We start from the raw sequence: 23,490 nt of genomic DNA, 5'->3' as shown, positions 1-23,490 counted from the left end.
TTGCACCCAAGCATCGCGCCTACGCGCCAAGCCGCAAGCTCCGCCTGCGACACCTCTCGCCCCCTACCTCTTGCGATCCCCCCGTGCGGGCGGTTGCGCATAGCTCACCCCCATACCCGCGCGCACATCGTTCTGAATGCCGTAAGGCGCAATCGGATAGCGCAAGCCATTGGCGGCCAAGGCCTTCATGCCCTCGATGGCAATCGGCAGATAGCGCGGCGGCAACGCCATCAGCATTTCTTCATCGGGCACGCCGCCGTAGCGGCGTTCGGCGAAACAGGGTAACGACAAGCTCGGTTCGTCCGTGGCAAGCGCCCGGCCCCAGGAATCCGCACAGGCGGTTTCACCCACCACGCTGAAATCAAAGCGCCGATAGTTCTTCCACTGCAAGCCATTGATAAGAATGATCATCTGCCCCGGTGTGGCATACACCAAGCAGATGTCGGGCGGGTCCAGCCGGCCCGAGGCCAGCGGCGACACCACCATGCCCCGGTACTTGCCCGCCGGCACACAGGACAGCGCTTCCTGGCGTGCACGCGCGTCGGCTTCGGTGGCATGCCACACGCCCACGTACTCCTTGCCGCTTTTCCAGGCTTCGTCCTGCGGGCCAAGACCTATCACCGCACGGCATTGCGACCCGACAAGATCATCGCCCGTGATACCCACCGTCCACCCCAAGCGCGCCGCCATGCCGACGATCTGGTCGGTGGTGTGCGTGGCTTGCGGCCGACGCAAGCCTTTCACGCCGGCCATGTCCGCTTCGTTCTCGAACAGCTTCATGCCGATGACCGTGGTCTTCAAGCGCAGCAGCTTGTTCAGGTCGTCCACCAATTGCGGCCAGTTCAAGGCCGCGTCTTGCGTTGTCTCTTCCATACCCGTCCTTTGGACTGTTGTGCGCGGCGTCTGCCGCGATGGGAATTCGTGCCGACGAGTTGGGCGCGGCTTGATCGCCTGCTGCCCAATCGCTGATCAGCCGTAAGCATGCACCAATCCGCCCATGCATGAAACACACAGGCCCAGGGTCAGGGTGTGCGCCCAATGCCGCCTGGCGCACGCCCCTGCAACATTGCAAACAAAGCCTGAACCGGCGCGCTGGCCGCCGACTGCGCGGACGCCGCCAGCCCGAACGACCGGTAAAGCGGCGCAGCGAGTCGCAGCACACGCAAGCCGCGACGGTTTTCGGGCAAGGTCAACGCGGGCACCAGCGACACACCCACGCCTTCGCGCACCAGCGCAAACGCGCTGCTCCAGTCGCGCACCGTGGCGCGCACGTCCGTAATCGTCACGCCCTCGCCATTCGCGACGCTTTGCGCATGCACGCTGCATCCGCCCGTTGCCAAGACGAAGGGCTGCCAGGCAAGCTCGGCCAGATCGATGGCGTTGCCCGCGCGTGCCAGCGGATGCGTGGCGGGCAGCACCGCCAACCATTCATCCTCGCCAAGCGGGCACACGAGCCGGTCGGGCGCGGCGTTCAGCACCACGCCCACATCCACGGTATTGGCGGCCAGCAGCGTTTCAACTTCGTCATCGCTGGCTTCCAGGGACACGACATCGATGGCCGGATGCAATTGCCGAAAGCGCCGCAACACGGGCGGCAGAATCGTCGAGAACACCATCGGAAAACTGGCCAGCCGCAAGGTGCCGCGCGCTGCACCGCGCGCGTCTTGCGCCATATCCTGTATGCGTCGCAGCGCATCCAGCATGACGCGCGCTTCGTCCGCCACCCGCAGACCCAGCGCGGTGGGCAACGTCTGCCGGCGTTCGCGCGTGAACAGCGGCGCGCCCAGCGTGTCCTCCAGGTTGGCGATGGCCTGGCTGGCGCCGGACTGGGTCATGCCCACCTCGGCCGCCGCGTGCGTGATGTTGCCGGCGTCGGCCACCGCCAGCACCAGGCGCCAATGCATCAGGTTCATCATGGCATTAGCTCTTCTTATTTCACATTTTTGAAGAAGTAATTTTACGCATGGCTCGAGCAGCCTCAAGCTGAACGCCTTGTTGAATCAGGAGTGACCGATGAAGCTGTACTACGCCCCCGACACCTGCTCGCTGTCGCCGCACATCGTGCTGCGCGAACTGGGCCTGCCCTTCACGCTGGTGCGCGTCAACAACCAGACCAAGCGCACGGAAGACGGCGGTGATTTCCTGGCGATCAACCCCAAGGGCTACGTCGCCGCCCTGCAACGTGACAACGGGCAGGTGCTGACCGAGGGGCCGGCAATCGTGCAGTACCTGGCCGACTTGAAGCCGGAAGCCGGATTGGCGCCGGCCAACGGCACGTGGGAGCGCAGCCGCTTGCAGGAATGGCTGAACTTCATCAGCACCGAAATCCACGGCGGCTTCGGGCCGCTGTTCAAGCGCGCGTTGCCCGCTGACGCGCGCCAATGGTGGCAGGCGCGACTGGAAAAACGGCTGGACTATGTGGCGGGCGTCTTGCAGCCGCATTCGTATCTGGTCGACGACCGCTTCGGCGTGGCCGACGCCTACCTGTACACCGTCTTGCGCTGGGCCGCGTTCCTCGACATCAGCCTGGCGCGCTGGCCCGCCCTGGCGGACTATATGGCCCGCATTGGCGAGCGGCCCAGCGTGCGGGCGGCGTTGGCGGCCGAAGGGCTTGCCAGCGCTACGTAACCCCTGACGCGCGCCATGTTGCCGTCGCAGCTCGCTGCCGCATTCAACGAAACGCATCCACGCCGCGCATCAGCGCCTGCGCCATCTTTGGCTGGCGCAACTGCTCCAACCACCACGTCAGCGCGCGCCCTTCGTGGCCACCCCGCCAGGCCAGGTACAACAAGTTGGGTTCACGCGGCGTCTCGGTAACTTTTTCCACCAGTTCGCCACGCGCCAGCAAAGACGCCACGCGATGGCGCGGCACCCAGCCCACGCCCAGCCCGTCGCGCTGCGCCAGGATCTTGGCGCGCATGCTGGGTACGGCGAGCACCGCCTGACCACCCACGCGGCCATAACCCCGCGCCGCCGCGCCGCGCGACGTGTCGGCGACCACCACGGCGCGATGCTGCTGGATCTGGTCTTGCCGCAAGGGTGCTTTCAGCTTGGCGAGCGGATGGCGCGGCGACACCGCGAACAACCATTCCATCGCGCCCAATTCCGCCCACTGAAGATTGGGCATAGACTGAGGCTCGTTCGTCGCCCCCACGATCAGGTCGGCCCGGCCTTCACGCAGCGCCTCCCAGGTGCCGCCCAGTACCTCGTGCGTCACGCGCAGGCTTACCCCGGATTCCAGGCGATCAAACGCGCGGATCAAGGGCAGCATCAATTCGAATTCCAGAATCTCGTCGCTGACGATGTGCAGACGGTCTTCCCAGCCGTTGGCCACTTGCTTGACGCGTTGCGTCAGCCGCGACACGTCCAGCATCAGGCGGGCGGCTTCGTCGGCCAGCAACTGGCCGGCCGGTGTCAATTGCAGGCGGTAGCGGCGCCGATCGAACAGCAAGGCGTCGAACCGTTCTTCCAGTTGGCGCGCCGCGTGAGATACCGATGAGGGTGCGCGTCCCAGTTTCACCGCCGCGCGGGACAGGCTGCCGCTGTCCCGGATGGCTTCCAGCAGTGCGAGTTCATTGGCCGTCAACATGTGCGATTCCTTCGAACGTGTTCGTCCGAAAGATCGTACGACAAAGCGCCCACCCAGGCGCAACATGGCTACACCTTATCGAACGACTCCCAAGGAGATCACCATGAACCGTTTTGAACACAAGACCGTATTGGTCACCGGCGGCACCAGCGGCATTGGGCTGGCGGCGGCGCAGGCGTTTGCGGCCGAAGGCGCCCGCGTCATCGTCACGGGGCGCGACGAAACCGCGCTGGAAGCGGCGCGGGCCACCCTGGGCGGCAATACGCTGGCCATCCGCAACGTGGCCGGAGCGCCAGGCGCATCCGCCGCGCTGGCCCAGGCGCTGAAAGACGCGGACGCGCGGCTGGATGCCGTCTTCGTCAACGCGGGCATCGCCAAGTTCGCCACCTTGGCCGAGGCCACCGAAGACCTGTGGGACCAAACTTTCGACACCAACATCAAGGGCGTGTTCTTTCAGCTACAGGCCTTGGAACCGCTGTTGAACCCCGGAGCGTCCATCGTGCTGAACGGTTCCATTAACGCCCACATCGGCATGCCCGCATCCAGCATCTACGCCGCCAGCAAGGCCGCGCTCATCTCCTTAGCCAAGACCTTGTCGGCGGAACTATTGCCGCGCGGCATCCGAGTGAACGTGGTCAGCCCCGGCCCGATCTCCACTCCCATCTACGGCAAGCTGGGCCTGGACGCGGCAAGCTTGGAAAAGACGGCCGCCGGCATTCAAGCGCAGATCCCGCTGGGCCGCTTCGGCACCCCGCAGGAATTGGCCTCGACCGTGCTGCATCTGGCCGCCCCGGAATCCGCATTCATCGTGGGCACCGAGATCATCGTGGATGGGGGAATGAGTCAGCTCTGACTCATCAGCGCTGACTCATCAGCTCTGACTCATCATCGCAGCCCCCTCTGCTACGTCCCGATCGAACGCAACGCGCGCTGACAGATGCGTTCGGTGGCGGCGGCCGGCTTGCCCGTCAGCCATCGCGCGCAGACTTCGCGCACCCAGGCGGGCTGGTCCTTGGCGGCGTCGTTCAGCCAGTTGGCCACCGAATCCTGCACATACACCGAGGGGTCCGCGCGCAACGGCTCCAGCAAGGGCAGCGCCATGGCGGGGTCGGCTTTAAGCGCCGCGATGTGCGCGCACCAGACACCGCGCGGGCGCAGGCATTCGCTGGCAAAGCGGCGCACGCGCTCGGACGGGTCTTGGGTCCAGGGGCGCAGGGCCTGGATGGCCGCCGGCAGATCCGCCGCCAGGCGCGGGCGCACCGCCAGCCATGCCCATTCGCGTACGCCGAAATGCGAGTCGTCGGCCAAGGGGCGGATCCGCTCAAGTCGCGTGCGCAAGGGCAAGTTCGGCAGTGCGCCGATGACGAAGCAGGCCCAGCCGCGCACGGTGTCGGACGCATACGCGGCAAGCTGCGCGTCGCAATCGGCGCCCAGGGCTTCCACCAGAAGTTCGGCGGCCAGCGCCATGCGTTTGGAAATTCCAAGCGCCGCCTGCGCCTGCATCCGCGCGATGGCCTCGAGCCCGGCTTGCGGCGCCGCCGCCCTCATCAGCACCGCGAAATCCACCGCCAGGCATTCGGTCAGCGTCGTGGCCGGCGCGCCCGCGTTCAACTGCGCCAGCCGCGCGGCGGGGATGTCCTTGACGCCACGCCCGCTGGGTTTGGCAATGGGCAATTTTTTGGCGGTGGGCATGTTGGCGGTGGGTGATCTGGCGGTGCGTGGTCTGGCGGTACGTGATCTGGCGGTAAGTGATTTGGCCGTGGATGATTTGGCTGTACTCATGACTGCCTCTGCGCGATAGCGGCGCGGCCGGCATCGGTGCCGCGCCAGACGCGCGCCAGCAATCCGCTTAGTTGTGTCTTGTCCGCCGCGCTCAACTTGCCGAACAGCGACGCAATCCAGGCCGTGTGCTCGTCGAATAATTGCGCCGCCGCCGTCTTGCCCTTGGGGGTCAAGGTCACCATGATCTTGCGGCGATCGCCCTGGCCCGCCTGGCGAAGCACGTAGCCGTCCCGCGTCAAGCCATCGAGCAGGCCCGTGATGGTGGCGCGCGTAACGCCCGCCCCGTCCGCCAACTGATGCGGCGACAAGCCATCGGTCTGCTCGTGCAACAGAAACAGCAGCACGAACTTGCCTTCCGACAATTGCCGGGGCGCCAGGCGCGCCGCGCAATCGCGGTCGATGGCATTGGCCAGCGACAACAACTGAAAGCACAGTCCGATATCGTCGGCCGAGGCCAGGCCGCGCCGCGCGGCTTCGTCCAGCAGCGCGTGATGTTTGGGTTCAAGCATGGGGAGGTCGGGGGGCAAGGCGAGATTCCTGGTTCAATTCACGGGCAGATAGTAAGGCACCTAATCATAAGACGGCAAGCGCGGGGGTTGCCCGTTGAAAAGTCCCACGATCCAACGCGAGCCCCCTGCCGCTATCATCCCGATCTTCCCCTTAGCGATCCGCCCATCCGATGATCCCTCTCCTTCCTGCCCGTCTGCTGCTTGGCGCGTTGGCACTGGCCGTGTTGGCGCCCTGCGCCGCGCCGGCCGACGCCGCGTTGCGCACCGTTTACCGTGGCACGCTCGAAGGCGCGGGCGATGTGGTGATGGAACTGGATAGTGAGGCGTCTTCGGGCGGCACATTGACGGGCCGATACTTCTATCCGAAGCACGGCGTCGACATTCCCTTGAAAGGCACGCCCGAGGCGTTGACCGAACCCCGCCTGTTTCAGGACCTGGCGCAAGCCGGCATCGACCCCGACACGCCGGCAGCCGCCGCGGCCACCTGGCAAGGGCGGCGCGACGCCGACGGCTATCGCGGACGATGGATCGACGCGCGCACGGGCAGGCCGTTACCGACGCGATCAGCGGAGGCACGGGCAGCGGTATCGATCGCGGCGTCGGCATCAATGCCACCAACGCCCCGTACGAAACCCTGAAGCTTGCGGCTTACGCCAAACCGGTCGGCCCCGACAGCGGCACGGGCGCCGTCGCCTACCGAATGTGGCGCGATCCGCGCACCAAGTTCAGCTACCCGCGCCTGAGCCGCCACCCCGACCCGCAAGTGCTGGCGCGCATCAACCACCTGCTTGAACAACGCCATTGGCAGATGAATCTGGCTGCGCTGGCTTGCATGGCGTCGGCGTATACCGACGGCAACCCCGCCGCCGGCACGCTGGGCAGCTATGACGACGAAGCCATCACCGTGCAGTGGCTGTCGTCCGCATTGATGACCGTGACCGAGTCCGGCAGCCTGTACTGCGGTGGCGCGCATCCCGACAATCATTTCGAGCCCTATACCTTCGACCTGCTGCAAGGCGGCTATCTGGATTGGAACCGCGTGCTGAACGCATACGTGCCGGGCGAAAACGGATGGCGCCAGGAAAGCCCCGCCCTGCTTGCGCTGGTGGAGAAAGCGCGCGCGCCGCTGGCCGGCGCAAACGTCGAGAACCCGGAAGAGACATCGCTGAAGGAATGCTCTGACCTTTGGCCCAGCTATCTGGCCTTGGGCACCCAGGCGCCGGGCGAGCTGACCCTGTCAGTCTCTGGCGTGGGCCACGCGATGGGCGTATGCCTGGGCACGCACGCAAGCGTGCCGTTCAAGGACCTGACGCCGTATCTGGCGCCGGGCGGGCAGGCGTATCTGGTTGGCGAATAGCGGGATCGCGCCCCGGCCGGGCGCGCCCTTATCGCTTACCGCCCGCCCGCGCTTACCGCCTGCCGCTTACCGATACAGCACCGTCGGCAGCCACATCCCGATTTCCGGGAACATGTACAGCAGGAAGATCGCCACGATCTGGATGCCCATGAACGGCATCATGCCCAGGAAAATCTGGTTCAGCGTGACGTGCGGCGGCGATACGCCTTTCAGATAGAACGCCGACATGGCCACGGGCGGCGACAAGAACGCGGTTTGCAGGTTCAGCGCCACCAGCAGGCCGAAGAACAAGGGGTCGATGCCGAAGGTGTTCAAGAGCGGCACGAAGATCGGCATGAAGATCACGATGATCTCGGTCCATTCCAACGGCCAGCCCAGCAGGAAAATAATGGCCTGCGCCAGCAACAGGAACTGGATGGGCGTGAGGCCCAGCGACAGCACCCATTCTTCAATGATGCGCTGGCCGCCCAGCAGCGCGAACGCCGCCGAGAAGATGGATGAGCCCACGAACAGCCAGCACACCATCGCGCTGGTCTTGGCGGTTAGAAACACCGATTCGCGCAGCACCGGGAGGTTCAGGCGCCGGTACGCCAGCGCCAGCAAGGCGCCGCCCATGGCGCCCATGGCCGCGGCTTCGCTGGGCGTGGCCAGGCCGAAAACGATGGAGCCCAGCACCGCCGCGATCATCACCGCCAAGGGAAAGAACGAGCCCATCAGCATCTTGAAGATCTCAAGCCGCGCCCACGTCAGCACGGCGTAGAACACCACCAGCATCACCGCGCAGATGGCGGCGAATATCCAGAAGCCGGTCGGCGCGGGCACGCTGGGGTCTTCAGCGGCAGCGGCGGACGCGGCGGCAGCGGCTTCGGGTGCGGCTTGGGACGAGTCCTGGGGCGTGCCGGGCGGTTCCGACAAGCCACCGGCATCCGACGACGGCGGCTCGGCCAGGCCGTCGGCCGGCGGTTCGCTGAGTCCGGAATCAAATCCACTGGAGCCCAATTGCAGTTCAGCGGGAATCTCGTATTCCACCACCGGGCGCGTCAGCCCATGGTGCACCACCGCCACCAGCAACACGGTCACGGCCAGCGGCGCCAGCACCGTGGCCATATTGCGCAGCATGAAGCCGAACGACACGCCGTGGTTGCGGCGGCCCTTGAACATGGCGGCCACCATGCCGGTCAACGCGCGCGTGTATCCGGCGGCGGCCAAGGTCTTGGTTTCGGGCGACAAAGGCACCCCGCGCTCGCTGACCGGCAAGGGCGGCGCCATGTCGGGGCGCAGCTTGGCCAGGATGATCACGTAAACCATGTACAGCACGGCCAGCATGATGCCGGGACCCAGCGCGCCCGCGTACAACTGCACCACCGACACGCCGGTGGTCGCGCCGTACACAATCAGCATGACCGAGGGCGGCAGCAAGATGCCCAGGCAGCCACCCGCCGTGATGGACCCGGCCGTCAAGCGCACGCTGTAGCCTGCCTTCAACATGGCGGGCATCGCCAGCAAGCCCATCAGCGTCACCACCGCGCCGACAATGCCGGTGGCCGTGGCGAAGATGGCGCAGGTGGCCAGGGTTGCGACCGCCAGCGCGCCCGGCAGCCGCGCCAGCGCCAGGTGCATGGACCTGAACAGCTTTTCAATCAGGTTGGCGCGTTCGACCAGATAGCCCATGAAGACGAAGAGCGGAATCGAAATCAGCGAATCGTTCGTCATGGTGGCGTAGGTACGCTGCACCATCAGATCCAGCGTCTGCCCGATCGAGCGGCCCGCATCGGCGCTTTGCATGTAATACGCCAGGAACGTGAACAGCACGCCCATGCCCATCAGCGTGAACGCCGTGGGAAAGCCCAGCATGATGGCCACCACGATCAGCGCCAGCATCAGCAGCCCGATGTGCCCCGTGGTGATCTCACCCCACGGGGTCAGGAAGGCGATCATCAACAGCACTATCCCGATGCAGGACAGGCCAAACCACAACGCCTTGTGGATTCTCATCGGTGGGGTTCCCCGGGGGTGGTCACGTAACGGTCCAGTTGGGCGATGTCTTCGTCCTTCACGTGCACCATCTCTTTCAGCTTGTCGATGTCCACTTCCTCGACGTCTTCTTCGCGTGACGGCCATGCGCCTTGGCGCAGGCACAGCACGCAACGCAGCACCTCGGCCACGCCTTGCAGCAGCAGCACCGCGCCCGCAATCGGAATGAACGCCTTGAAGGGATAGATGGGCGGCCCGTTGGCCATCAGCGACGAGTGCTCACCGATGGCAATGGAATAGCTGGCGTAATACCAGCCCGCCCACACCAGCGCGATCACGCCGGGAAAGAAGAACACCAGGTACAGGATCAGGTCCAGCCCGCCTTGCACGCGCGGCGGCAGAAAGCCGTAGAGGATGTCGCCGCGCACATGGCCGTTCTTGGCCAGCGTGTAGGCGCCGGCCATCATGAAGAGGATGCCGTAATACATCATCTGCATGTCGAACGCCCATGCGCTGGGCTTGTTCAGCAGATACCGCGCCGCCACCTCCCAGCACACGTGCAGGGTCAGTACGACGATCAGCCAGGCAAAAGTCTTGCCGACGAAGGTGGAGACGCGGTCTATCAGACGGACGAGACGAAGCATCGGTGGGCCTTGGGGTCAGGCCGGCTTGCTGCTGCGCGCGAAATAATGGTTGTAGGCCATTCGGAAATTGACCGAGGTGTCCCCCTGCCAACGCCCCACCCGTTCGGCGAATGCGCGCTGCGATTCCAGCACTTTCTTGAACAGGGGATTCTCGGCCGAGCGCTTGGCGATCATCTCGTCCCAGATCTTCAACTGCTGCTGCAGGATGGCGTCGGGCGTCTTGTAGAACTTGACGTTGTGTTCCTTCTGCAGCTTGATGTAGTCCTGCGAATAGCGGTTGGCCGCCTTCCATGACATGTCGGCGCTGCTGGCCTGCGCCGCATAGCTCAGCACGTGCTTCAAGTGCGGCGGCAGCGCGTCGTACTTGGCCTTGTTGAACATGATTTCGAACTGCTCCGCGCTTTGGTGAAAGCTTTGCAGCATGCAGATCTTGGACACGTCCTGAAAGCCCAGCGCCAGGTCAGACGACGCGTTGTTGAATTCGGCGCCATCCAGCAGGCCGCGATCCAGGGCAGGTACGATTTCACCGCCCGGCAAGGCGTTCACCGCCAGACCCATGGCCGTGTACATGTCGATGGCCAGGCCCACGGTGCGGAACTTCGCGCCCTTGACGTCTTCGATCTTGGTCACCGGCCGCTTGAACCAGCCGAAGGGTTGCGTCGGCATCGGGCCATACATCAGGGACACCACGTTCACGCCCATGGCCTTCTGGATTTCCGTCAGCAGGTCCTTGCCGCCGCCGTACTCGTGCCAGGCCAGCAGCATGTTGGCGTCCATGCCGAACGCCGGCCCCGAGCCCCACAGCGCCACGGCCGTGTTCTTGCCATACCAATACGCCACCACGCCATGCCCGCCGTCCAGCGTGCCGGCCGACACCGCGTCCAGCAAATCAAACGCCTTCACCACCGCGCCCGCCGGCAGCACCTCGATCTTCAACTGGCCGCCGGCCATGTCGTTGACCTTTTGCGCGTAGTCGCGTGCGAACTCGTGGAAGATATCGTTGGCGGGCCAGGTGCTTTGGAACCGCAAAGAAATGGGCGCGTTCTGCGCCCGGGTAACAGCAGGAAAACCCAGTGCGGCGGCGCCCGCGACGGCAGCGCCGGAGATGAACTTGCGGCGGGGCTTTGTGACGTGTTGCATGGCTTTTTGTCTCCTTGGTGGACTACATGGGACCAGCTTGTAGTAACTGCACCTGCGAGGACGCGGGGATCGCCTGCTGCGCGCTTCCCTGTGTCGGGGCTACGACTGCTTTGCAACTTTGTGCTGATTAAACCTGCCTGACTAACGGCTGACAATCAGCTTGTAGTCGGGAATTACCCTACAGGAGGGCTAGTGCATATGAAGGGGGGGCCGCGATTGCCTGACCTGCCGCGCGGCCAGGCAATGCGCATGCCCTCATGAAGCAGGCTTACTCTGGCCGACGCACCGCCCTGACCTTGCCGCTGTTGCCGCCGCCGCAGAAAAAGCGGCCCGCGCCATCCGACTCCAGGCCCGACACGCCCACGCCCGCCGGCATCTCGACGCTTTCCAGCACGGCACCGGTTGCCGGATCCAAGCGGCGCAGGTCGCTGTCGTCGTTCTCCCAGGTGCCATGCCAGAGTTCGCCGTCTACCCAGGTGACGCCGGTCACGTAGCGATTGGATTCGATGGTGCGCAACACGCGGCCGCTCTCCGGGTCCACCTGGTGGATCTTGCGTTGCTGGTACTGGCCGACCCACAGCGAGCCGTCGGCCCAGGCCATGCCCGACGCTTCGGCGCCGCCGGGCGCGGGAATGGTGGCGTGCACGCGGCCGTTGGCCGGGTCCAGCTTGAGGATGCTGCCGTCGGAAATTTGATAAAGGAATTTGCCGTCGAAGGCGGTGCCGGCGTTGGCCACCATGTTCAACGTGCGCGGCGTTTCGCCGCTGTCGGGGTCCAGGGTAAGCAGCTTGTCGCCCGTGGCGAACCAGATCTGGCGGCCGTCGTAGCTCACGCCATGGACGGCGTCGACATCAGGGAAAGGACCATATTCACGCAGGATTTGGGCTTGGCTTCGTTTCATGTCTGGCTCCTTGTAATGGGGTGAATCCATGCTACAGGCCGGGCACCAGCGACGGGAGTAACAAGCTTGTCGTGAATGCCGGCACGGCCGGTGTCGTCCAGCGCCGCGCGCGGCCATGGCCCAGCGGCTGCGCCTGGCCCGACGCCGCCAGCGCATCCAAGGCGCGCTGTACCGTGCGCTGGCTCGCGCCCAAAGCCAACGCCAGCGCAGAACTCGACCACGCCTGTCCATCCACCAGACAGGCCAGCACCGCCGCGTGATCGCGGTCCGCAACATCGACGGGACGGGCAAGCACGATGACCTGCGTGTCCGCATGCGGGCGCAGCACAAAGCCATGCCGCGTGGCATTCACGTCCGCCATGCCTTGCATCGCGGTGCGCAAACGCCCGATTTCCACGCGCAGCCGCACGCGATGCGACTCGTCTTGAAAGCCGGTGCGGAAAGCGCGGGCGACCAGCAGTTCACGGGTCACGTCCTGTGGCCAGGCCTCGGCCAGCATGCGCGCCAACGTGAACAACACGGGGCGGCTGGCCAGTGGCGCCGTCTGGCCGTTCTGGCGCAAAACGTTGCGGCACGCATCGATGATCAGCGCTGGAGACGCCAGCAGCGATTCCACCTCGTCCAGCAGCAGGTTCCGCGTGCCGTCTTGCGCGACCAGACGCGCGGCCGGCGCGCGCAGGGTCTGAGCCGCTTGATCCACCTCGGCCTGCAAGGCGGCGATGCCCGCCTCGCGCGCAGCCTGTTCGGCGCGCGCCAGCGCCGCGCTGGCACGGCCGGCCTGCACGCGCCGCAGCGCGATACCGGCCGCGATCAGTTCATGCATGGCGCGGGACGCGACCGGCATCGCGTTGCCGTCCACGCTGGCCAGCGTTTGCTCGGCATCATCCAGGCGCCCCAACATCAATAAGCGCCGCGCCGCCAGATACGCGGCATGCGCCGCATTGATGGCGTCGCCCTGCGCGGCCAGCGTGGCGCGCGCGGCCGCCAGCGATTTCTCGGGCCAGGTCAGGTCGCGCGAGGCCAGCGCGACTTCGGCTTCGGCCACGATGCAGCGGGCGCGCGCCACGGCCTGCGCCGGGCCGAATGCGCGGGCTGCCTGGCGCAACAAGGCCTTGGCCCGAACGAAGTCGCCCAGTTGCGCCATGGCGATGCCGCGCAAGGCCAGGGCGGGCGCGTCATCGCGCAGCGCAACGTGGTTCAGCGCGGTAAGCGGGTCGCCCGCGGCCAGGGCGCGCGCGGCGCTTGTGATCAGCAAATCCATGGATGTCTCGCCACCTTCAACCCTTCCCCATGCCGGTTGCGACTGAATCTACCACTGCCCGTGGCGCGGATGCGGGCAAGCCAGCGTCAGAACGACGATGCACCCCTGATGATGCAACCCCTGGAGATGCAACCCATGACCAAGCAACCCATGATGCGACCCCATTATTAAGGCAGCGCCTCCCCCACCCGCCCTTAAGCAGCCTGCCAGCGTGTAAACTCCCCCCTTTTTGACTCTGGTGGTATGTTGCAAGCCCCACAGCGCACAGGTTTAAGCGGCCCGACGCTCATTCGCTTGCTGACTCGCCTGACGGACGTCGACGTTCCGGAATCCAGGCAATCGCTTTCCGACCATTTGAGCCAGTGGCTCGGTTGGACGGACGCGATCGCGCTGTCCGCGGCCCTGACCACGAGCCCGCCGGTGATCGCCCCCGGCGCGCGCCTGTTCAGCAGCGCCGAAGAGCGTGAATGCGTGCGCGTGCGCACGACGCTGGCCGACGCCATCGCCAGCGATACGGCGGCCACAAGCGCCAAACGGCTCGTTCCGGGACAGGCGCCGGCCAAGCCGTCGGCGGCGGTTGAAGAAGCCCAGGCCGATTACTCGAATTTTCGTCAGCGGTACGTGTCCTTGCAGCACACGATGGAAACCAGCGTGGGCAATTTGCGCAGCCGCCTGCGCGGCATGGTCGCCGCCCGGAATGGCGAGATGACGCGCTTGGCCGTGGTGGACGCCATCATGGACCGCGCGTTGCTGCCCAAGGAACGCACCCTGCTGGGCGCGATCCCGAAGCTGCTGCAAGGGCATTTCGAGCGTTTGCGCCTGGCCGAAGAAGCGCAAGAGCCCGCGACTCCCGGCGCGTGGCTGGACGTATTCCGCAAGGATATGCGCAGCGTTCTGCTTGCCGAATTGGATGTACGTTTACAACCGGTGGAAGGGCTGCTTGCCGCCCTTCGCGCCAGCTAACCAGGACACCATGTCCAAGACTCTGATCAATTTCGTTGTGTTTTTGGCCGGTTTGGCCGTTGTGGGCTGGATCGGCGCGGGCTACGCGGGGTCCAACCCGCTTGCGCTGGCCGTGACGCTGCTGATAGGCGTCTGTTACCTGGCCGGCGCCTGGGAACTGCTGCGTTATCAGCAAGCCACGTCCAGCCTGGCGCGGTCCACCGCAGCGCTGTCCGAAGCCCCCGCCAGCCTGGCTTCCTGGCTGGACCAACTGCACCCCAGCCTGCGCAACGCCGCGCGCCTGCGCGTGGAAGGCGAACGGGTGGGCTTGCCCGGCCCGGCCCTGGCGCCCTATCTGGTTGGCCTGTTGGTGTTGCTGGGCATGCTGGGCACGTTCCTGGGCATGGTCGTGACGCTGCGCGGCACCGGCATCGCGCTGGAAAGCGCGACCGACTTGGGTGCCATACGCGCGTCGCTCGCCGCGCCGGTCAAGGGCCTGGGGTTTGCGTTCGGCACGTCGATTGCCGGGGTGGCCGCGTCCGCCATGCTGGGCCTCTTGGCCGCGCTGTGCCGCCGCGAACGGGTGCAGGCCGCGCAACTGCTGGACAGCAAGATCGCCACGACCTTGCGCGTGTATTCGCAAAGCTATCAGCGCGAAGAATCGTTCAAGCTGCTGCAACGCCAGGCCGAAGTCATGCAGCGCCAGGCCGAGGCCATGCCGACGCTGGTTGACCGCCTGCAAGCCATGATGCAGAACATGGAGCAGCAGACGCGCTCCATGAATGACCGCCAATTGGCCAGCCAGGACGCCTTCCAGGGCAAGGCCGAAGCCGCCTACGCCCGGCTGGCGTCGGTGATGGAACAGTCCATGAAGGAAGGCGTGGCCGAAAGCGCGCGTTCCGCCGGGGTGGCCTTGCAGCCCGTCGTACAGGCCACGATGGAAAGCCTGTCGCGCGAAACCGCCAGCCTGCAAGACACGGTGGCGCAAGCCGTGCAGCAACAATTGAGCAGCCTGACCTCGGGCTTCCAAGCGTCCACCGCCAATGTGGCCGACATCTGGAACCAGGCGCTGGCCGGCCAGCAACGCGCAAGCGAAACGCTGGCGCAAGACCTGCGCGCCTCGATGGATCGCTTTGCCGAAACCTTCGAACAACGCTCGGCCGCGCTGCTGGACGGCGTGTCCGCGCGCCTGGAGGCGTCGTCGGGCAATATGTCGGAAGCCTGGACTTCCGCGCTGTCGCGCCAGGAGCGCGTCAGCGAAAAGCTGGCGGGCGACAACCTGCAAGCGCTGACCGCCGCCGCCGCCAGCTTCGAACAGCACTCGGCGTCGCTGCTGCGCACGCTGAACGATTCGCACACGCTCCTGCAGTCGGACCTGGCTTCGCGCGATCAGCAACGCCTGGCCGCCTGGGCCGAGACCCTGGGCGCCATGGGCGCCACGCTGCGCCAGGAATGGGAACAGGCCGGCACGCAAGCCGCCGACCGCCAACAGGCCATCAGCGACACGTTGGCGCAGACCGTGCGCGACATCAACACCCAGGCCGCCGCGCAAGCCCGCGTGCTGGAAGCCGTGTCGACCCGCATGGAAGCCGCTGCCAACAGCGTGTCGGACCGTTGGAACAGCGCGCTGAGCCGCCACGAACAGGTCAGCGAGAAGCTGGCGCAAGACAATCAACGAGCCTTGACGACGGCGGCCGCCGCGTTCGAGGCGCATTCGGCGTCGCTGCTGCGCACGCTGGACCAATCGCATGCCGAGCTGCATGCAGCCCTGGCCGCGAAGGACCACGAACGCCTGTCCGCCTGGACCGATACGCTGGCCGCCATGGCCGCCACCTTGGGCCAGGAATGGAAGGCAGCCGGCGACCAGAGCGTGGCGCGCCAGCAGGAAATCAGCGATGCGCTGGCCCTGACCGCGCAGAACGTCACGGGCCAGACCGAAGCGCAATCCCGTCTGCTGGAAAGCGTGTCGACCCGTCTGGAAAGCGCGGCCGGCAGCGTGACCCAGGCCTGGACCGAGGCACAGACCCGCCAGGCGCAGCTGGGCGAGAAGCTGGCCGCCGACAACCAGCAAGCCCTGAGCACCGCCGCCGCCGCGTTCGAGCAGCACTCGGCGGCGCTGCTGCGCACGCTGGACCAATCGCACGCGGACCTGCAAGCCGCACTGGCCGCCAAGGACGAAGAACGCCTGTCTGCCTGGACCACCAAACTGGCCGCGATGGCTGACGCGCTGGGCCAGGAATGGGAACTGGCGGGCGCGCAGGCCGCCACCCGCCAGCAGGAACTGACGCAGGCGCTGGGACAAGCCACGCAAGAGATCACGGCGCAAGCCCAGGCGCAGGCGGGCGTGCTGGAAAACGTGTCCACGCGCCTGGAAACCGCCGCCAACCACGTCACGCAAGCCTGGACCGACGCGCAGACGCGCCAGGAACAGCTAGGCCAGCAATTGGCCGAGGCCAATCAGCAGGCGCTGGAGGCGGCCGCGGCCACCTTCGAGCAGCACTCGGCCTCGCTCTTGCACACGCTGGACCAGTCGCACGCGGACTTGCAAGCGGCGCTGGCCGCCAAGGACGAAGAACGCCTGTCCGCCTGGACCGCCAAGCTGGCCGCGCTGGCCGACACGCTGGCGCAAACGGCGGACGGCATCACGGCGCAAACGCAAGCCCACGCCAGCGAGACCATTGCCGAAATCGGCCGCCTGGTGCAGGCCGCGTCGGAAGCGCCGAAGGCCGCCGCCGACGTCATCGGCGAACTGCGCCAGAAGCTGTCCGACAGCATGGTGCGCGACAACGACATGCTGCAAGAGCGCAACCGGCTGCTGGAGACGCTGGACACCTTGCTCAACGCCGTCAACCACACCGCCGCCGAACAACGCTCGGCGGTGGACGCGCTGCTGGCCTCGTCGGCCGAATTGCTGGAGCGCGTGGGCACGCAGTTCACCGAGCGCGTCGAAGCCGAAACCGGCAAGCTGACCGACGTGGCGGCGCACGTCACCACCAGCGCGTTGGAAGTGGCCAGCCTGGGCGAATCGTTCGGCGCGGCGGTGCAGTTGTTCGGCGAGTCCAACAACACGCTGGTGGCGCACCTGCAACGCATCGAAGCCGCGCTGGACAAGTCCATCGCGCGGGGCGACGAGCAACTGTCCTACTACGTGGCGCAGGCGCGCGAAGTGGTGGACCTGAGCCTGATGTCGCAAAAGCAGATTATTGAAAACCTGCAACAGTTGGCCGTCCAGCGCGCCGACGCCAGCGCGGAACCCGCATGAGCGACGACATCGACGGCGGCATCGAGACTTCCGCCCCCGCCTGGGCCGTCTTCGGCGACCTGATGTCGGTGCTGCTGGGCGCCTTCGTGCTGATCCTGGTCAGCGTGATCGGCATGCAGTTGCAGTTGTCGACGCAGTTGGAAGAAGAGGTCAAGCAGCGCCAGGAAGAAACCCAGCGCCGCGAAACGCTGGAACAGGCGCTGGCGGGCCCGCTGGCGGCGGGCCGCGTGACCCTGGTCAATGGCCGCATCGGCATCAGCGGCAGCGTGCTGTTTGCGCTGAACTCCGACCAGTTGCAGCCCGAAGGCCGCGAGATCCTGAAATCGCTGATCGAACCGCTGTCCGCGTACCTGAAGACGCACAACGAAATTCTGATGGTCAGCGGCTATACCGACGACCAGCAGGTGCGTGAAGGCAACCGCCGCTTTGCGGACAACTGGGATTTGTCGGCGCAGCGCGCCCTGACCGTCACGCGCGCCTTGATCGACGAAGGCGTGCCGTCTTCCACCGTGTTCGCGGCGGCGTTCGGGTCGGAGCAGCCCGTGGCGTCCAACGCCGACGAGGACGGCCGCGCCAAGAATCGCCGGGTGGAAATCACGCCTATCCCCAAGCAAACCGATGCACCGGGAAAACCGCGTGAGCAGTGACGGCAGCATCCCGGGCACGCTGGACGCGCAGGCCGTGTTGGACGCTTGGCGCGAGGGTGGCGCCGACCGGGTAGACCCGGTGCGCTTTCGCTTCCTGCAAGCCATGGCGAGGCGATCCGCCGTGCTGGATGGCCTGGCGCGGCAGTTGCTGGACGAAAAACTGGCCGGGTATATGAACGCCTATGCGCAGGTGCTGGATGCCGAGACGGATGCCGATGCGGATGCCAATCCGGGGGCCGAGGCGGATGCCGAACCAAACATTGAGCCAAACACACCACCGCCAGCGGAGCCCGCCAACGACGCCCCCAGCGCGCTGGCCGGTTTGCTGGCTTATCTGGCAGACCCAGGCGCTGCCCCAGGCCAAAACACGGCGGACGGCGCCCTCTGGAACCGCGACGCGCTCGGCCTGCGCGACGCTTACCCCGACGTGCAAATGCTGGAGTACTTTCGCGCCGTCTGGTCGCGCGTCAGCGCTGACCGGCAGGTGCGCCAGTCGCAGCAGCAGGTGCACAAGAACGCCGGTCCGCTCAATTCCAACCAGTTGGTGCACCGCGCGCTGTCCTTGATGCGCGAGCTGTCACCCGGTTACCTGCAACAGTTCCTGTCGTACACGGACGCGCTGATGTGGATGGAACAGATCCACGCGGCCACCGCCCCCGCCCCCAAGGACGCCGCGCGAGGCGCCGCCAAGAAATCGTCGCGGGCGAAGGCGCGGTAAGCGTACCCAGGCGTACCTCGGCGTTTCCCGGCGTTCCCCGGCGTACCTATAAGCCTACCCACGCGCCCCACAGGCAGCCCGCGATCCGAGCAACCGCGCGTGCTGCCTATAATTGCCAAAGCCTGCGCCTCGAATCCAGCGCAGAAAGTCAGTACCCCAAGTCCGTACCCCAAGCCCGTCGCCCCGACCCATCGTCCCAACTTCCGCTTTGACGGCAGCCATGCCGTGCCTCATGTCCACCTTGCCTCTACGCGTGCTGTCCATCATCCCTCCGATGACGCAGCTGAATACGCCCTACCCCTCCACCGCCTACCTGACCGGTTTCCTGCGTTCGCGCGACGTGAACGCGGTGCAGGAAGACCTGGCGCTTGCGCTGGTGTTGCGCCTGTTGTCGGCGGAGGGCTTGCGCGCCGTGGCGGATCGGGTCAACGCGCTGCCGCTTGACAAGCACACGCCCGCCATCCAGGCGTTCGTGGCGATGGAGCCGCGCTACCTGGCCACCATCGGGCCAACGATCGCATTCTTGCAAGGGCGCGATTCCACGCTGGCCCACCGCATCGTGGGCCGCCACTTCCTGCCCGAAGGCCCGCGTTTCAGCACGCTGGACGTCTACATGGACGAAGACGGCGGCGACCCGCTGGGTTGGGCCTTCGGCGCGTTGGGGCTGCAAGACCGCGCCAAGCACCTTGCCACCCTCTACCTGAACGACCTGGCCGACGTGCTGCGCGACGCCGTGGACGATCGCTTTGAATTCGTGCGCTATGCCGAATCGCTGGCGGGCAGCCAGCCCACGTTCGACCCCTTGGCCCATGCCCTGGCCGGCGCGCCCACGCTGGTGGACGACACACTGCGCGAACTGACGACCGAAGCCCTGACGCGCCACGCGCCAACGATCGTGCTGTTGTCGGTGCCGTTTCCTGGTGCGGTATACGCGGCGTTTCGGATCGCGCAGACCATCAAGGCGCAAGACCCCAGCATCGTCACCGTGCTGGGCGGCGGCTTCGTCAATACCGAACTGCGCGAACTGAAAGACCCGCGCGTGTTCGACTACTTTGACTACGTCTGCCTGGATGCCGGCGAACGCCCGCTGCTGGCCTTGCTGGAACACGTGCAGGGCAAGCGCTCGCGCCAGCGCCTGGTGCGCACCTTCGTGCGCAACCAGGACAGCGGCGCCGTGCAGTACGTGAACTTGGTGGAACCCGACGTGGCCTTCGCGGAAGTGGGCACGCCCACCTGGGACGGCCTGCCGCTGGACCGCTACCTGTCGCTGCTGGACATGCTGAACCCCATGCACCGCCTCTGGAGCGACGGGCGCTGGAACAAGCTGACCGTGGCGCATGGCTGCTACTGGAAAAAATGCAGCTTCTGCGACGTCAGCCTGGACTACATCGGCCGCTATGAAGGCGCGTCGGCGTCCGTACTGGCCGACCGCATCGAAGCCATCGTGCGTGAAACCGGGCAGACCGGTTTCCACTTTGTGGACGAGGCCGCGCCGCCCAAGTCGCTCAAGGCGCTGGCCACCGAGCTCATCGAACGCAACGCAGGCATTTCGTGGTGGGGCAATATCCGCTTCGAAAAAACCTTCAGCCCGGAATTGTGCGAACTGCTGGCCGACAGCGGCTGCATCGCCGTATCAGGCGGCTTGGAAGTCGCGTCCGACCGCTTGCTGAACCTCATGAAGAAAGGCGTGTCGGTCGATCAGGTGGCCCGCGTCACGCGCGCGTTTTCAGACGCCGGCATCCTGGTACATGCGTATCTGATGTACGGCTTTCCGACGCAGACGGTGCAAGACACCGTGGACGCGCTGGAATACGTGCGCCAACTGTTTGCCAACGACTGCATCCAAAGCGGGTTCTTCCATCGCTTTGCCTGTACGGTGCATTCGCCGGTGGGCAAGAACCCCGAGGAATACGGGGTGACGCTGCAACCGCTGCCGCCTGTTACCTTCGCCAAGAACGACATCGGATTTCATGACCCCACGGGCGTGGATCACGATGCGCTGGGCCGCGCGCTGAAAAAAGCCATCTATAACTACATGCACGGCATTGGCCTGGATGAAGACGTGCGGACCTGGTTTCCGTTCAAGGTGCCAAAAACCACCGTGTCGAAAAACCGGATTGCGCGGGCGCTTAGCCAGCAGGGCTAAGGCGGGGGCCACCTCGATTTGCGCGAGGCCCCCACCGCGCTGTACCATACGATCCATATACAAACCATATATGGATCATTCTTTATGGGCCTCGTCAAAATCTCTGAGCAGATGCATGAGAATCTGCGCGTCGCCAGCGGCGCCCTCAGCCGCTCAATCAATTCCCAAGCCGAACACTGGATGCGCATCGGCATGCTGTCCGAGCTCTATCCGGAACTGCGCCACGCTGACATCTGCCAGTTGCTGATCCGCATTGAACAGGGCGAAGGCTTCACCATTGCCTCCCTGTCCCGGCGGCTGCCGGACGCGGCCCAGGAGGTCGCGTAAATGGCACGCAAGGTATCCATCAAATCCGCCGCTGATATCGAAATGGCCCGCAAGGCCGGCGCCATGGCGGCCGAAGTGCTGCACATGATCGGCGAACACGTGCGCCCCGGCGTCACCACCGACGAGCTTGACCGCATCTGCAACCAGTACATCGTCAACGTGCTGAAAGCCATTCCGGCCAACGTCGGCTACCACGGCTTTCCCAAGACCATCTGCGCGTCGGTCAACCATGTGATCTGCCATGGCATTCCGTCGGCCAAGGTGCTGAAAAACGGCGACATCCTGAACATCGACGTGGCCGTCATCAAGGACGGCTGGTTTGGCGACACCAGCCGCATGTACTACGTGGGCCAACCCAGCCCGTTGGCGCGCCGCCTGGTCAACACCACCTATGAAGCCACGCGCGCCGGCATCATGGCCGTGAAGCCCGGCGCCACGCTAGGCGACATCGGCCACGCGATCCAGACCGTGGCGCACCGCGAACACTTTTCCATCGTGCGCGAATACTGCGGCCACGGCATCGGCCAGATCTACCACGACGAACCGCAGGTGCTGCACTATGGCCGGCCCGGCGAAGGGCTGGTGCTGCAGCCCGGCATGATGTTCACCATCGAACCCATGATCAACGCGGGCAAGCCGGCCACCAAGCAGTTGCCGGACGGCTGGACCGTGGTCACCAAAGACCGTTCGCTGTCGGCGCAATGGGAACACATGGTGGTGGTGACCGACACCGGCTACGAGGTGCTGACGCCGTGGCCGGACGGCTACGGCGACTATCCGCCGATTCCCTGACGCGCCTTTCCTGTGAACCCAGCCTTTCCTGATCACGCCGGATAGGCGCAAAGGGCAAGGACCGGAGTGCAAGCCGCCAAGGGCACGATCATGATCGTGCCCTTGCCGTTTTCGGCGCAGCATCTGTTCCCCCATGCCCACCCTGCCCCTTGCATTTCGCCGCCTGGCCGCGTCCAACCTGGCCGCCCAGTTCTCTGAACAGATGGCGCTGGCGGCCGCGCCGCTGGTCGCCGTGCTGGCGCTGGGCGCCACCGCCGCGCAGACCGGCACGCTGCAAGCCGCGCAAACCTTGCCCTTTCTGCTGCTATCGATGCCGGCGGGCGTGCTGGCCGACCGCATGTCGCGCAAAGCCCTGATGACGGCGGCCGAATGCGTGCGCGCCGCCAGCCTGCTGGGGCTGCTGGCCTTGCTGTGGATGGGGGGACTGAACCTGGCCTGGCTGGCCGCGCTGGGTTTTCTGGGCGCGGTTGGCACCGTGGCGTACAACGTTTCCGCGCCGGCATTGCTGCCCCGGCTGGTGCCCGCCAGCGAATTGGCCAGCGCCAACCGCTGGCTGGAACTGGCGCGCAGCAGCGCGTTCGCGGCGGGCCCGGCGGCGGGCGGCGCGCTGGTCGGCTGGATGGGCGCGCCCACCGCCTACGTGCTGGCCACCACCTTGTCTTTGCTGGCGGCGGCGCTGCTGGCGGGCTTGCCTCGGGATGGATCGGCGAGTAACGGGAACCTGGCCAACGCCCCGCGCCGCCATCCCTTGACCGAACTGCGCGAAGGCGCCGCGTTCGTCGCCACGCACCCGCTGCTGCGTCCCGTGCTGATCACGGCGGTGTTCTTCAATACCGCCTGGTTTGTGCTGCAAGCGGTGTACGTGGTCTATGCCATTGAGCGCCTGGGCTTGAACGCCACGGGGGTGGGCATCACCTTGGGCGTGTACGGCGGCGGCATGCTGGCGGGCGCCTTGGCCGCGCCATGGCTGGCGCGCCGCCTGTCCTTCGGCGCGATGATCGCGGCCGGTCCGCTATCGGCCTTGGCGGCAAGCGTCCTGCTGCTGTTCACCTTGGCGTACCCCTCGGGCGTCGTGGCGGCGGCGGGCTTTTTCCTGTTTGGGGCGGGCCCCATCCTGTGGACCATTACCACCACCACCTTGCGCCAGGCCGTCACGCCCAACGCGCTGCTGGGCCGCGTATCGGCCGTGATCCTGACAGCGACCTATGGCGCGCGACCCGTGGGCGCGCTGATTGGCGCGGCGCTGGCCGCCCGCATCGGGCTGGACGCCTGCCTCTGGGTGTCGACAGCGGGCTTTCTGGTGCAGTTCGTGGTGTTGTTCACGTCGCCCGTTGCGCGCCTGCAGAGCCAACCGCGCACCGTTGAAGCCTGAGGCCGGGGCCGAAGGCCGCCCGCAATCTGTTGTGCTTGCGCGCGCGTGGCTCTGTATCTGGCGGCCCTGCACGCCGGCCGCTAGACTTCGGCAATACCCCTTTGATATGGCTTCCCGCCGCCCCACC

Annotated in this window: 22 protein-coding genes; 12 read left to right on the top strand and 10 right to left on the bottom strand. The window is 66.0% G+C overall.

The window, feature by feature from the left end; all coding sequences use genetic code 11:
• Window positions 1–63: 63 nt before the first annotated feature.
• On the bottom strand, window positions 64–873 hold the full coding sequence (locus M2361_RS05550; RefSeq protein WP_259246779.1) for a DUF169 domain-containing protein: 810 nt from the start codon (window positions 871–873) through the stop codon (window positions 64–66).
• 149 nt (window positions 874–1,022) lie between these two features.
• The gene (locus tag M2361_RS05545; protein ID WP_259246777.1) at window positions 1,023–1,916 is read right to left on the bottom strand and encodes a LysR family transcriptional regulator; all 894 of its coding nucleotides are present in this window, start codon (window positions 1,914–1,916) and stop codon (window positions 1,023–1,025) included.
• A gap of 97 nt (window positions 1,917–2,013) precedes the next feature.
• Between M2361_RS05545 and gstA the strand changes: the two genes are divergently transcribed.
• A complete protein-coding gene (gstA, locus tag M2361_RS05540; protein ID WP_259246775.1) occupies window positions 2,014–2,628 on the top strand; it encodes a glutathione transferase GstA in 615 nt (204 codons plus the stop codon).
• Between the two features lie 43 nt (window positions 2,629–2,671).
• Here gstA and M2361_RS05535 read toward each other — a convergent pair whose 3' ends face one another.
• Window positions 2,672–3,589 (bottom strand): LysR family transcriptional regulator, encoded by a 918-nt coding sequence (locus tag M2361_RS05535; protein WP_259246774.1) that lies wholly within the window; start codon window positions 3,587–3,589, stop codon window positions 2,672–2,674.
• A 103-nt stretch (window positions 3,590–3,692) separates the two neighbouring features.
• Between M2361_RS05535 and M2361_RS05530 the strand changes: the two genes are divergently transcribed.
• Window positions 3,693–4,442 (top strand): SDR family oxidoreductase, encoded by a 750-nt coding sequence (locus M2361_RS05530; protein ID WP_259246773.1) that lies wholly within the window; start codon window positions 3,693–3,695, stop codon window positions 4,440–4,442.
• 50 nt (window positions 4,443–4,492) lie between these two features.
• On the opposite strand, the gene M2361_RS05525 is transcribed toward M2361_RS05530, so the two are convergent.
• Window positions 4,493–5,281, bottom strand: coding sequence for a HEAT repeat domain-containing protein (locus M2361_RS05525; RefSeq protein ID WP_259246769.1), 789 nt, complete (start codon window positions 5,279–5,281; stop codon window positions 4,493–4,495).
• Between the two features lie 86 nt (window positions 5,282–5,367).
• The gene (locus M2361_RS05520) at window positions 5,368–5,880 is read right to left on the bottom strand and encodes a MarR family winged helix-turn-helix transcriptional regulator (RefSeq protein WP_259246768.1); all 513 of its coding nucleotides are present in this window, start codon (window positions 5,878–5,880) and stop codon (window positions 5,368–5,370) included.
• Window positions 5,881–6,050: 170 nt separating this feature from the next.
• Here M2361_RS05520 and M2361_RS28995 point away from each other — a divergent pair, with 170 nt between their 5' ends.
• Both M2361_RS28995 and M2361_RS05515 read left to right on the top strand, forming a co-directional pair.
• Complete coding sequence (locus M2361_RS28995; RefSeq protein ID WP_310508891.1) at window positions 6,051–6,518, top strand: hypothetical protein; 468 nt, start codon at window positions 6,051–6,053, stop codon at window positions 6,516–6,518.
• The gene (locus M2361_RS05515; RefSeq protein ID WP_310508890.1) at window positions 6,404–7,237 is read left to right on the top strand and encodes a hypothetical protein; all 834 of its coding nucleotides are present in this window, start codon (window positions 6,404–6,406) and stop codon (window positions 7,235–7,237) included. Before M2361_RS28995 ends, M2361_RS05515 begins: the two co-directional genes overlap by 115 nt.
• Before the next feature lie 66 nt (window positions 7,238–7,303).
• Here M2361_RS05515 and M2361_RS05510 read toward each other — a convergent pair whose 3' ends face one another.
• From M2361_RS05510 to M2361_RS05490, 5 genes are all read right to left on the bottom strand, one after another.
• The gene (locus tag M2361_RS05510) at window positions 7,304–9,232 is read right to left on the bottom strand and encodes a TRAP transporter large permease subunit (protein ID WP_259246767.1); all 1,929 of its coding nucleotides are present in this window, start codon (window positions 9,230–9,232) and stop codon (window positions 7,304–7,306) included.
• Complete coding sequence (locus M2361_RS05505; RefSeq protein WP_259246765.1) at window positions 9,229–9,855, bottom strand: TRAP transporter small permease subunit; 627 nt, start codon at window positions 9,853–9,855, stop codon at window positions 9,229–9,231. The genes M2361_RS05510 and M2361_RS05505 overlap by 4 nt, the downstream gene beginning before the upstream one ends.
• 15 nt (window positions 9,856–9,870) lie before the next feature.
• Entirely contained in the window at window positions 9,871–10,995 is a 1,125-nt protein-coding gene (locus M2361_RS05500) for a TRAP transporter substrate-binding protein (protein WP_100856047.1), read from the bottom strand.
• 268 nt (window positions 10,996–11,263) lie between these two features.
• Window positions 11,264–11,896, bottom strand: a complete 633-nt coding sequence (locus M2361_RS05495; protein WP_259246760.1) for a DUF6923 family protein — start codon at window positions 11,894–11,896, stop codon at window positions 11,264–11,266.
• Window positions 11,897–11,927: 31 nt separating this feature from the next.
• Window positions 11,928–13,157: a helix-turn-helix domain-containing protein gene (locus M2361_RS05490; protein ID WP_259246759.1), complete on the bottom strand. Its 1,230-nt coding sequence runs from the start codon at window positions 13,155–13,157 to the stop codon at window positions 11,928–11,930.
• 243 nt (window positions 13,158–13,400) lie between these two features.
• Between M2361_RS05490 and M2361_RS05485 the strand changes: the two genes are divergently transcribed.
• The 8 genes from M2361_RS05485 to M2361_RS05450 all read left to right on the top strand — a co-directional run bounded on the left by M2361_RS05485 (window position 13,401) and on the right by M2361_RS05450 (window position 23,363).
• Window positions 13,401–14,120 carry a DUF3348 domain-containing protein gene (locus M2361_RS05485; protein ID WP_259246758.1) on the top strand — a complete coding sequence of 240 codons (720 nt, stop codon included), beginning with the start codon at window positions 13,401–13,403 and terminating at the stop codon, window positions 14,118–14,120.
• A gap of 10 nt (window positions 14,121–14,130) precedes the next feature.
• Window positions 14,131–17,361 (top strand): DUF802 domain-containing protein, encoded by a 3,231-nt coding sequence (locus M2361_RS05480; protein WP_259246756.1) that lies wholly within the window; start codon window positions 14,131–14,133, stop codon window positions 17,359–17,361.
• A complete protein-coding gene (locus M2361_RS05475) occupies window positions 17,358–18,008 on the top strand; it encodes an OmpA family protein (RefSeq protein WP_259246755.1) in 651 nt (216 codons plus the stop codon). The genes M2361_RS05480 and M2361_RS05475 overlap by 4 nt, the downstream gene beginning before the upstream one ends.
• Window positions 17,998–18,726, top strand: coding sequence for a DUF2894 domain-containing protein (locus M2361_RS05470; RefSeq protein ID WP_404976275.1), 729 nt, complete (start codon window positions 17,998–18,000; stop codon window positions 18,724–18,726). Before M2361_RS05475 ends, M2361_RS05470 begins: the two co-directional genes overlap by 11 nt.
• 232 nt (window positions 18,727–18,958) lie before the next feature.
• Window positions 18,959–20,872: a radical SAM protein gene (locus M2361_RS05465; protein ID WP_259246752.1), complete on the top strand. Its 1,914-nt coding sequence runs from the start codon at window positions 18,959–18,961 to the stop codon at window positions 20,870–20,872.
• An 84-nt stretch (window positions 20,873–20,956) separates the two neighbouring features.
• Window positions 20,957–21,199, top strand: coding sequence for a ParD-like family protein (locus M2361_RS05460; protein ID WP_050446659.1), 243 nt, complete (start codon window positions 20,957–20,959; stop codon window positions 21,197–21,199).
• Window positions 21,200–21,991, top strand: a complete 792-nt coding sequence (gene map, locus M2361_RS05455) for a type I methionyl aminopeptidase (RefSeq protein ID WP_259246742.1) — start codon at window positions 21,200–21,202, stop codon at window positions 21,989–21,991.
• 133 nt (window positions 21,992–22,124) lie between these two features.
• Window positions 22,125–23,363 (top strand): MFS transporter, encoded by a 1,239-nt coding sequence (locus M2361_RS05450; protein WP_259246734.1) that lies wholly within the window; start codon window positions 22,125–22,127, stop codon window positions 23,361–23,363.
• The last annotated feature ends 127 nt before the right edge of the window (window positions 23,364–23,490 follow it).

Source organism: Achromobacter sp. JUb104, assembly GCF_024806975.1.
GTDB lineage: Bacteria > Pseudomonadota > Gammaproteobacteria > Burkholderiales > Burkholderiaceae_B > Achromobacter > Achromobacter spanius.
This window is presented reverse-complemented; position numbering and strand designations above follow the sequence as displayed.

What these genes read in the sequence shown, in the direction of transcription:
- M2361_RS05550 (WP_259246779.1), bottom strand. Translation starts at nt 873, where the DNA reads ATGGAAGAGACAACGCAAGACGCGGCCTTGAACTGGCCGCAATTGGTG.
- M2361_RS05545 (WP_259246777.1), bottom strand. Translation starts at nt 1,916, where the DNA reads ATGATGAACCTGATGCATTGGCGCCTGGTGCTGGCGGTGGCCGACGCC.
- gstA (WP_259246775.1), top strand. Translation starts at nt 2,014, where the DNA reads ATGAAGCTGTACTACGCCCCCGACACCTGCTCGCTGTCGCCGCACATC.
- M2361_RS05535 (WP_259246774.1), bottom strand. Translation starts at nt 3,589, where the DNA reads ATGTTGACGGCCAATGAACTCGCACTGCTGGAAGCCATCCGGGACAGC.
- M2361_RS05530 (WP_259246773.1), top strand. Translation starts at nt 3,693, where the DNA reads ATGAACCGTTTTGAACACAAGACCGTATTGGTCACCGGCGGCACCAGC.
- M2361_RS05525 (WP_259246769.1), bottom strand. Translation starts at nt 5,281, where the DNA reads ATGCCCACCGCCAAAAAATTGCCCATTGCCAAACCCAGCGGGCGTGGC.
- M2361_RS05520 (WP_259246768.1), bottom strand. Translation starts at nt 5,880, where the DNA reads ATGCTTGAACCCAAACATCACGCGCTGCTGGACGAAGCCGCGCGGCGC.
- M2361_RS28995 (WP_310508891.1), top strand. Translation starts at nt 6,051, where the DNA reads ATGATCCCTCTCCTTCCTGCCCGTCTGCTGCTTGGCGCGTTGGCACTG.
- M2361_RS05515 (WP_310508890.1), top strand. Translation starts at nt 6,404, where the DNA reads ATGGATCGACGCGCGCACGGGCAGGCCGTTACCGACGCGATCAGCGGA.
- M2361_RS05510 (WP_259246767.1), bottom strand. Translation starts at nt 9,232, where the DNA reads ATGAGAATCCACAAGGCGTTGTGGTTTGGCCTGTCCTGCATCGGGATA.
- M2361_RS05505 (WP_259246765.1), bottom strand. Translation starts at nt 9,855, where the DNA reads ATGCTTCGTCTCGTCCGTCTGATAGACCGCGTCTCCACCTTCGTCGGC.
- M2361_RS05500 (WP_100856047.1), bottom strand. Translation starts at nt 10,995, where the DNA reads ATGCAACACGTCACAAAGCCCCGCCGCAAGTTCATCTCCGGCGCTGCC.
- M2361_RS05495 (WP_259246760.1), bottom strand. Translation starts at nt 11,896, where the DNA reads ATGAAACGAAGCCAAGCCCAAATCCTGCGTGAATATGGTCCTTTCCCT.
- M2361_RS05490 (WP_259246759.1), bottom strand. Translation starts at nt 13,157, where the DNA reads ATGGATTTGCTGATCACAAGCGCCGCGCGCGCCCTGGCCGCGGGCGAC.
- M2361_RS05485 (WP_259246758.1), top strand. Translation starts at nt 13,401, where the DNA reads ATGTTGCAAGCCCCACAGCGCACAGGTTTAAGCGGCCCGACGCTCATT.
- M2361_RS05480 (WP_259246756.1), top strand. Translation starts at nt 14,131, where the DNA reads ATGTCCAAGACTCTGATCAATTTCGTTGTGTTTTTGGCCGGTTTGGCC.
- M2361_RS05475 (WP_259246755.1), top strand. Translation starts at nt 17,358, where the DNA reads ATGAGCGACGACATCGACGGCGGCATCGAGACTTCCGCCCCCGCCTGG.
- M2361_RS05465 (WP_259246752.1), top strand. Translation starts at nt 18,959, where the DNA reads ATGTCCACCTTGCCTCTACGCGTGCTGTCCATCATCCCTCCGATGACG.
- M2361_RS05460 (WP_050446659.1), top strand. Translation starts at nt 20,957, where the DNA reads ATGGGCCTCGTCAAAATCTCTGAGCAGATGCATGAGAATCTGCGCGTC.
- map (WP_259246742.1), top strand. Translation starts at nt 21,200, where the DNA reads ATGGCACGCAAGGTATCCATCAAATCCGCCGCTGATATCGAAATGGCC.
- M2361_RS05450 (WP_259246734.1), top strand. Translation starts at nt 22,125, where the DNA reads ATGCCCACCCTGCCCCTTGCATTTCGCCGCCTGGCCGCGTCCAACCTG.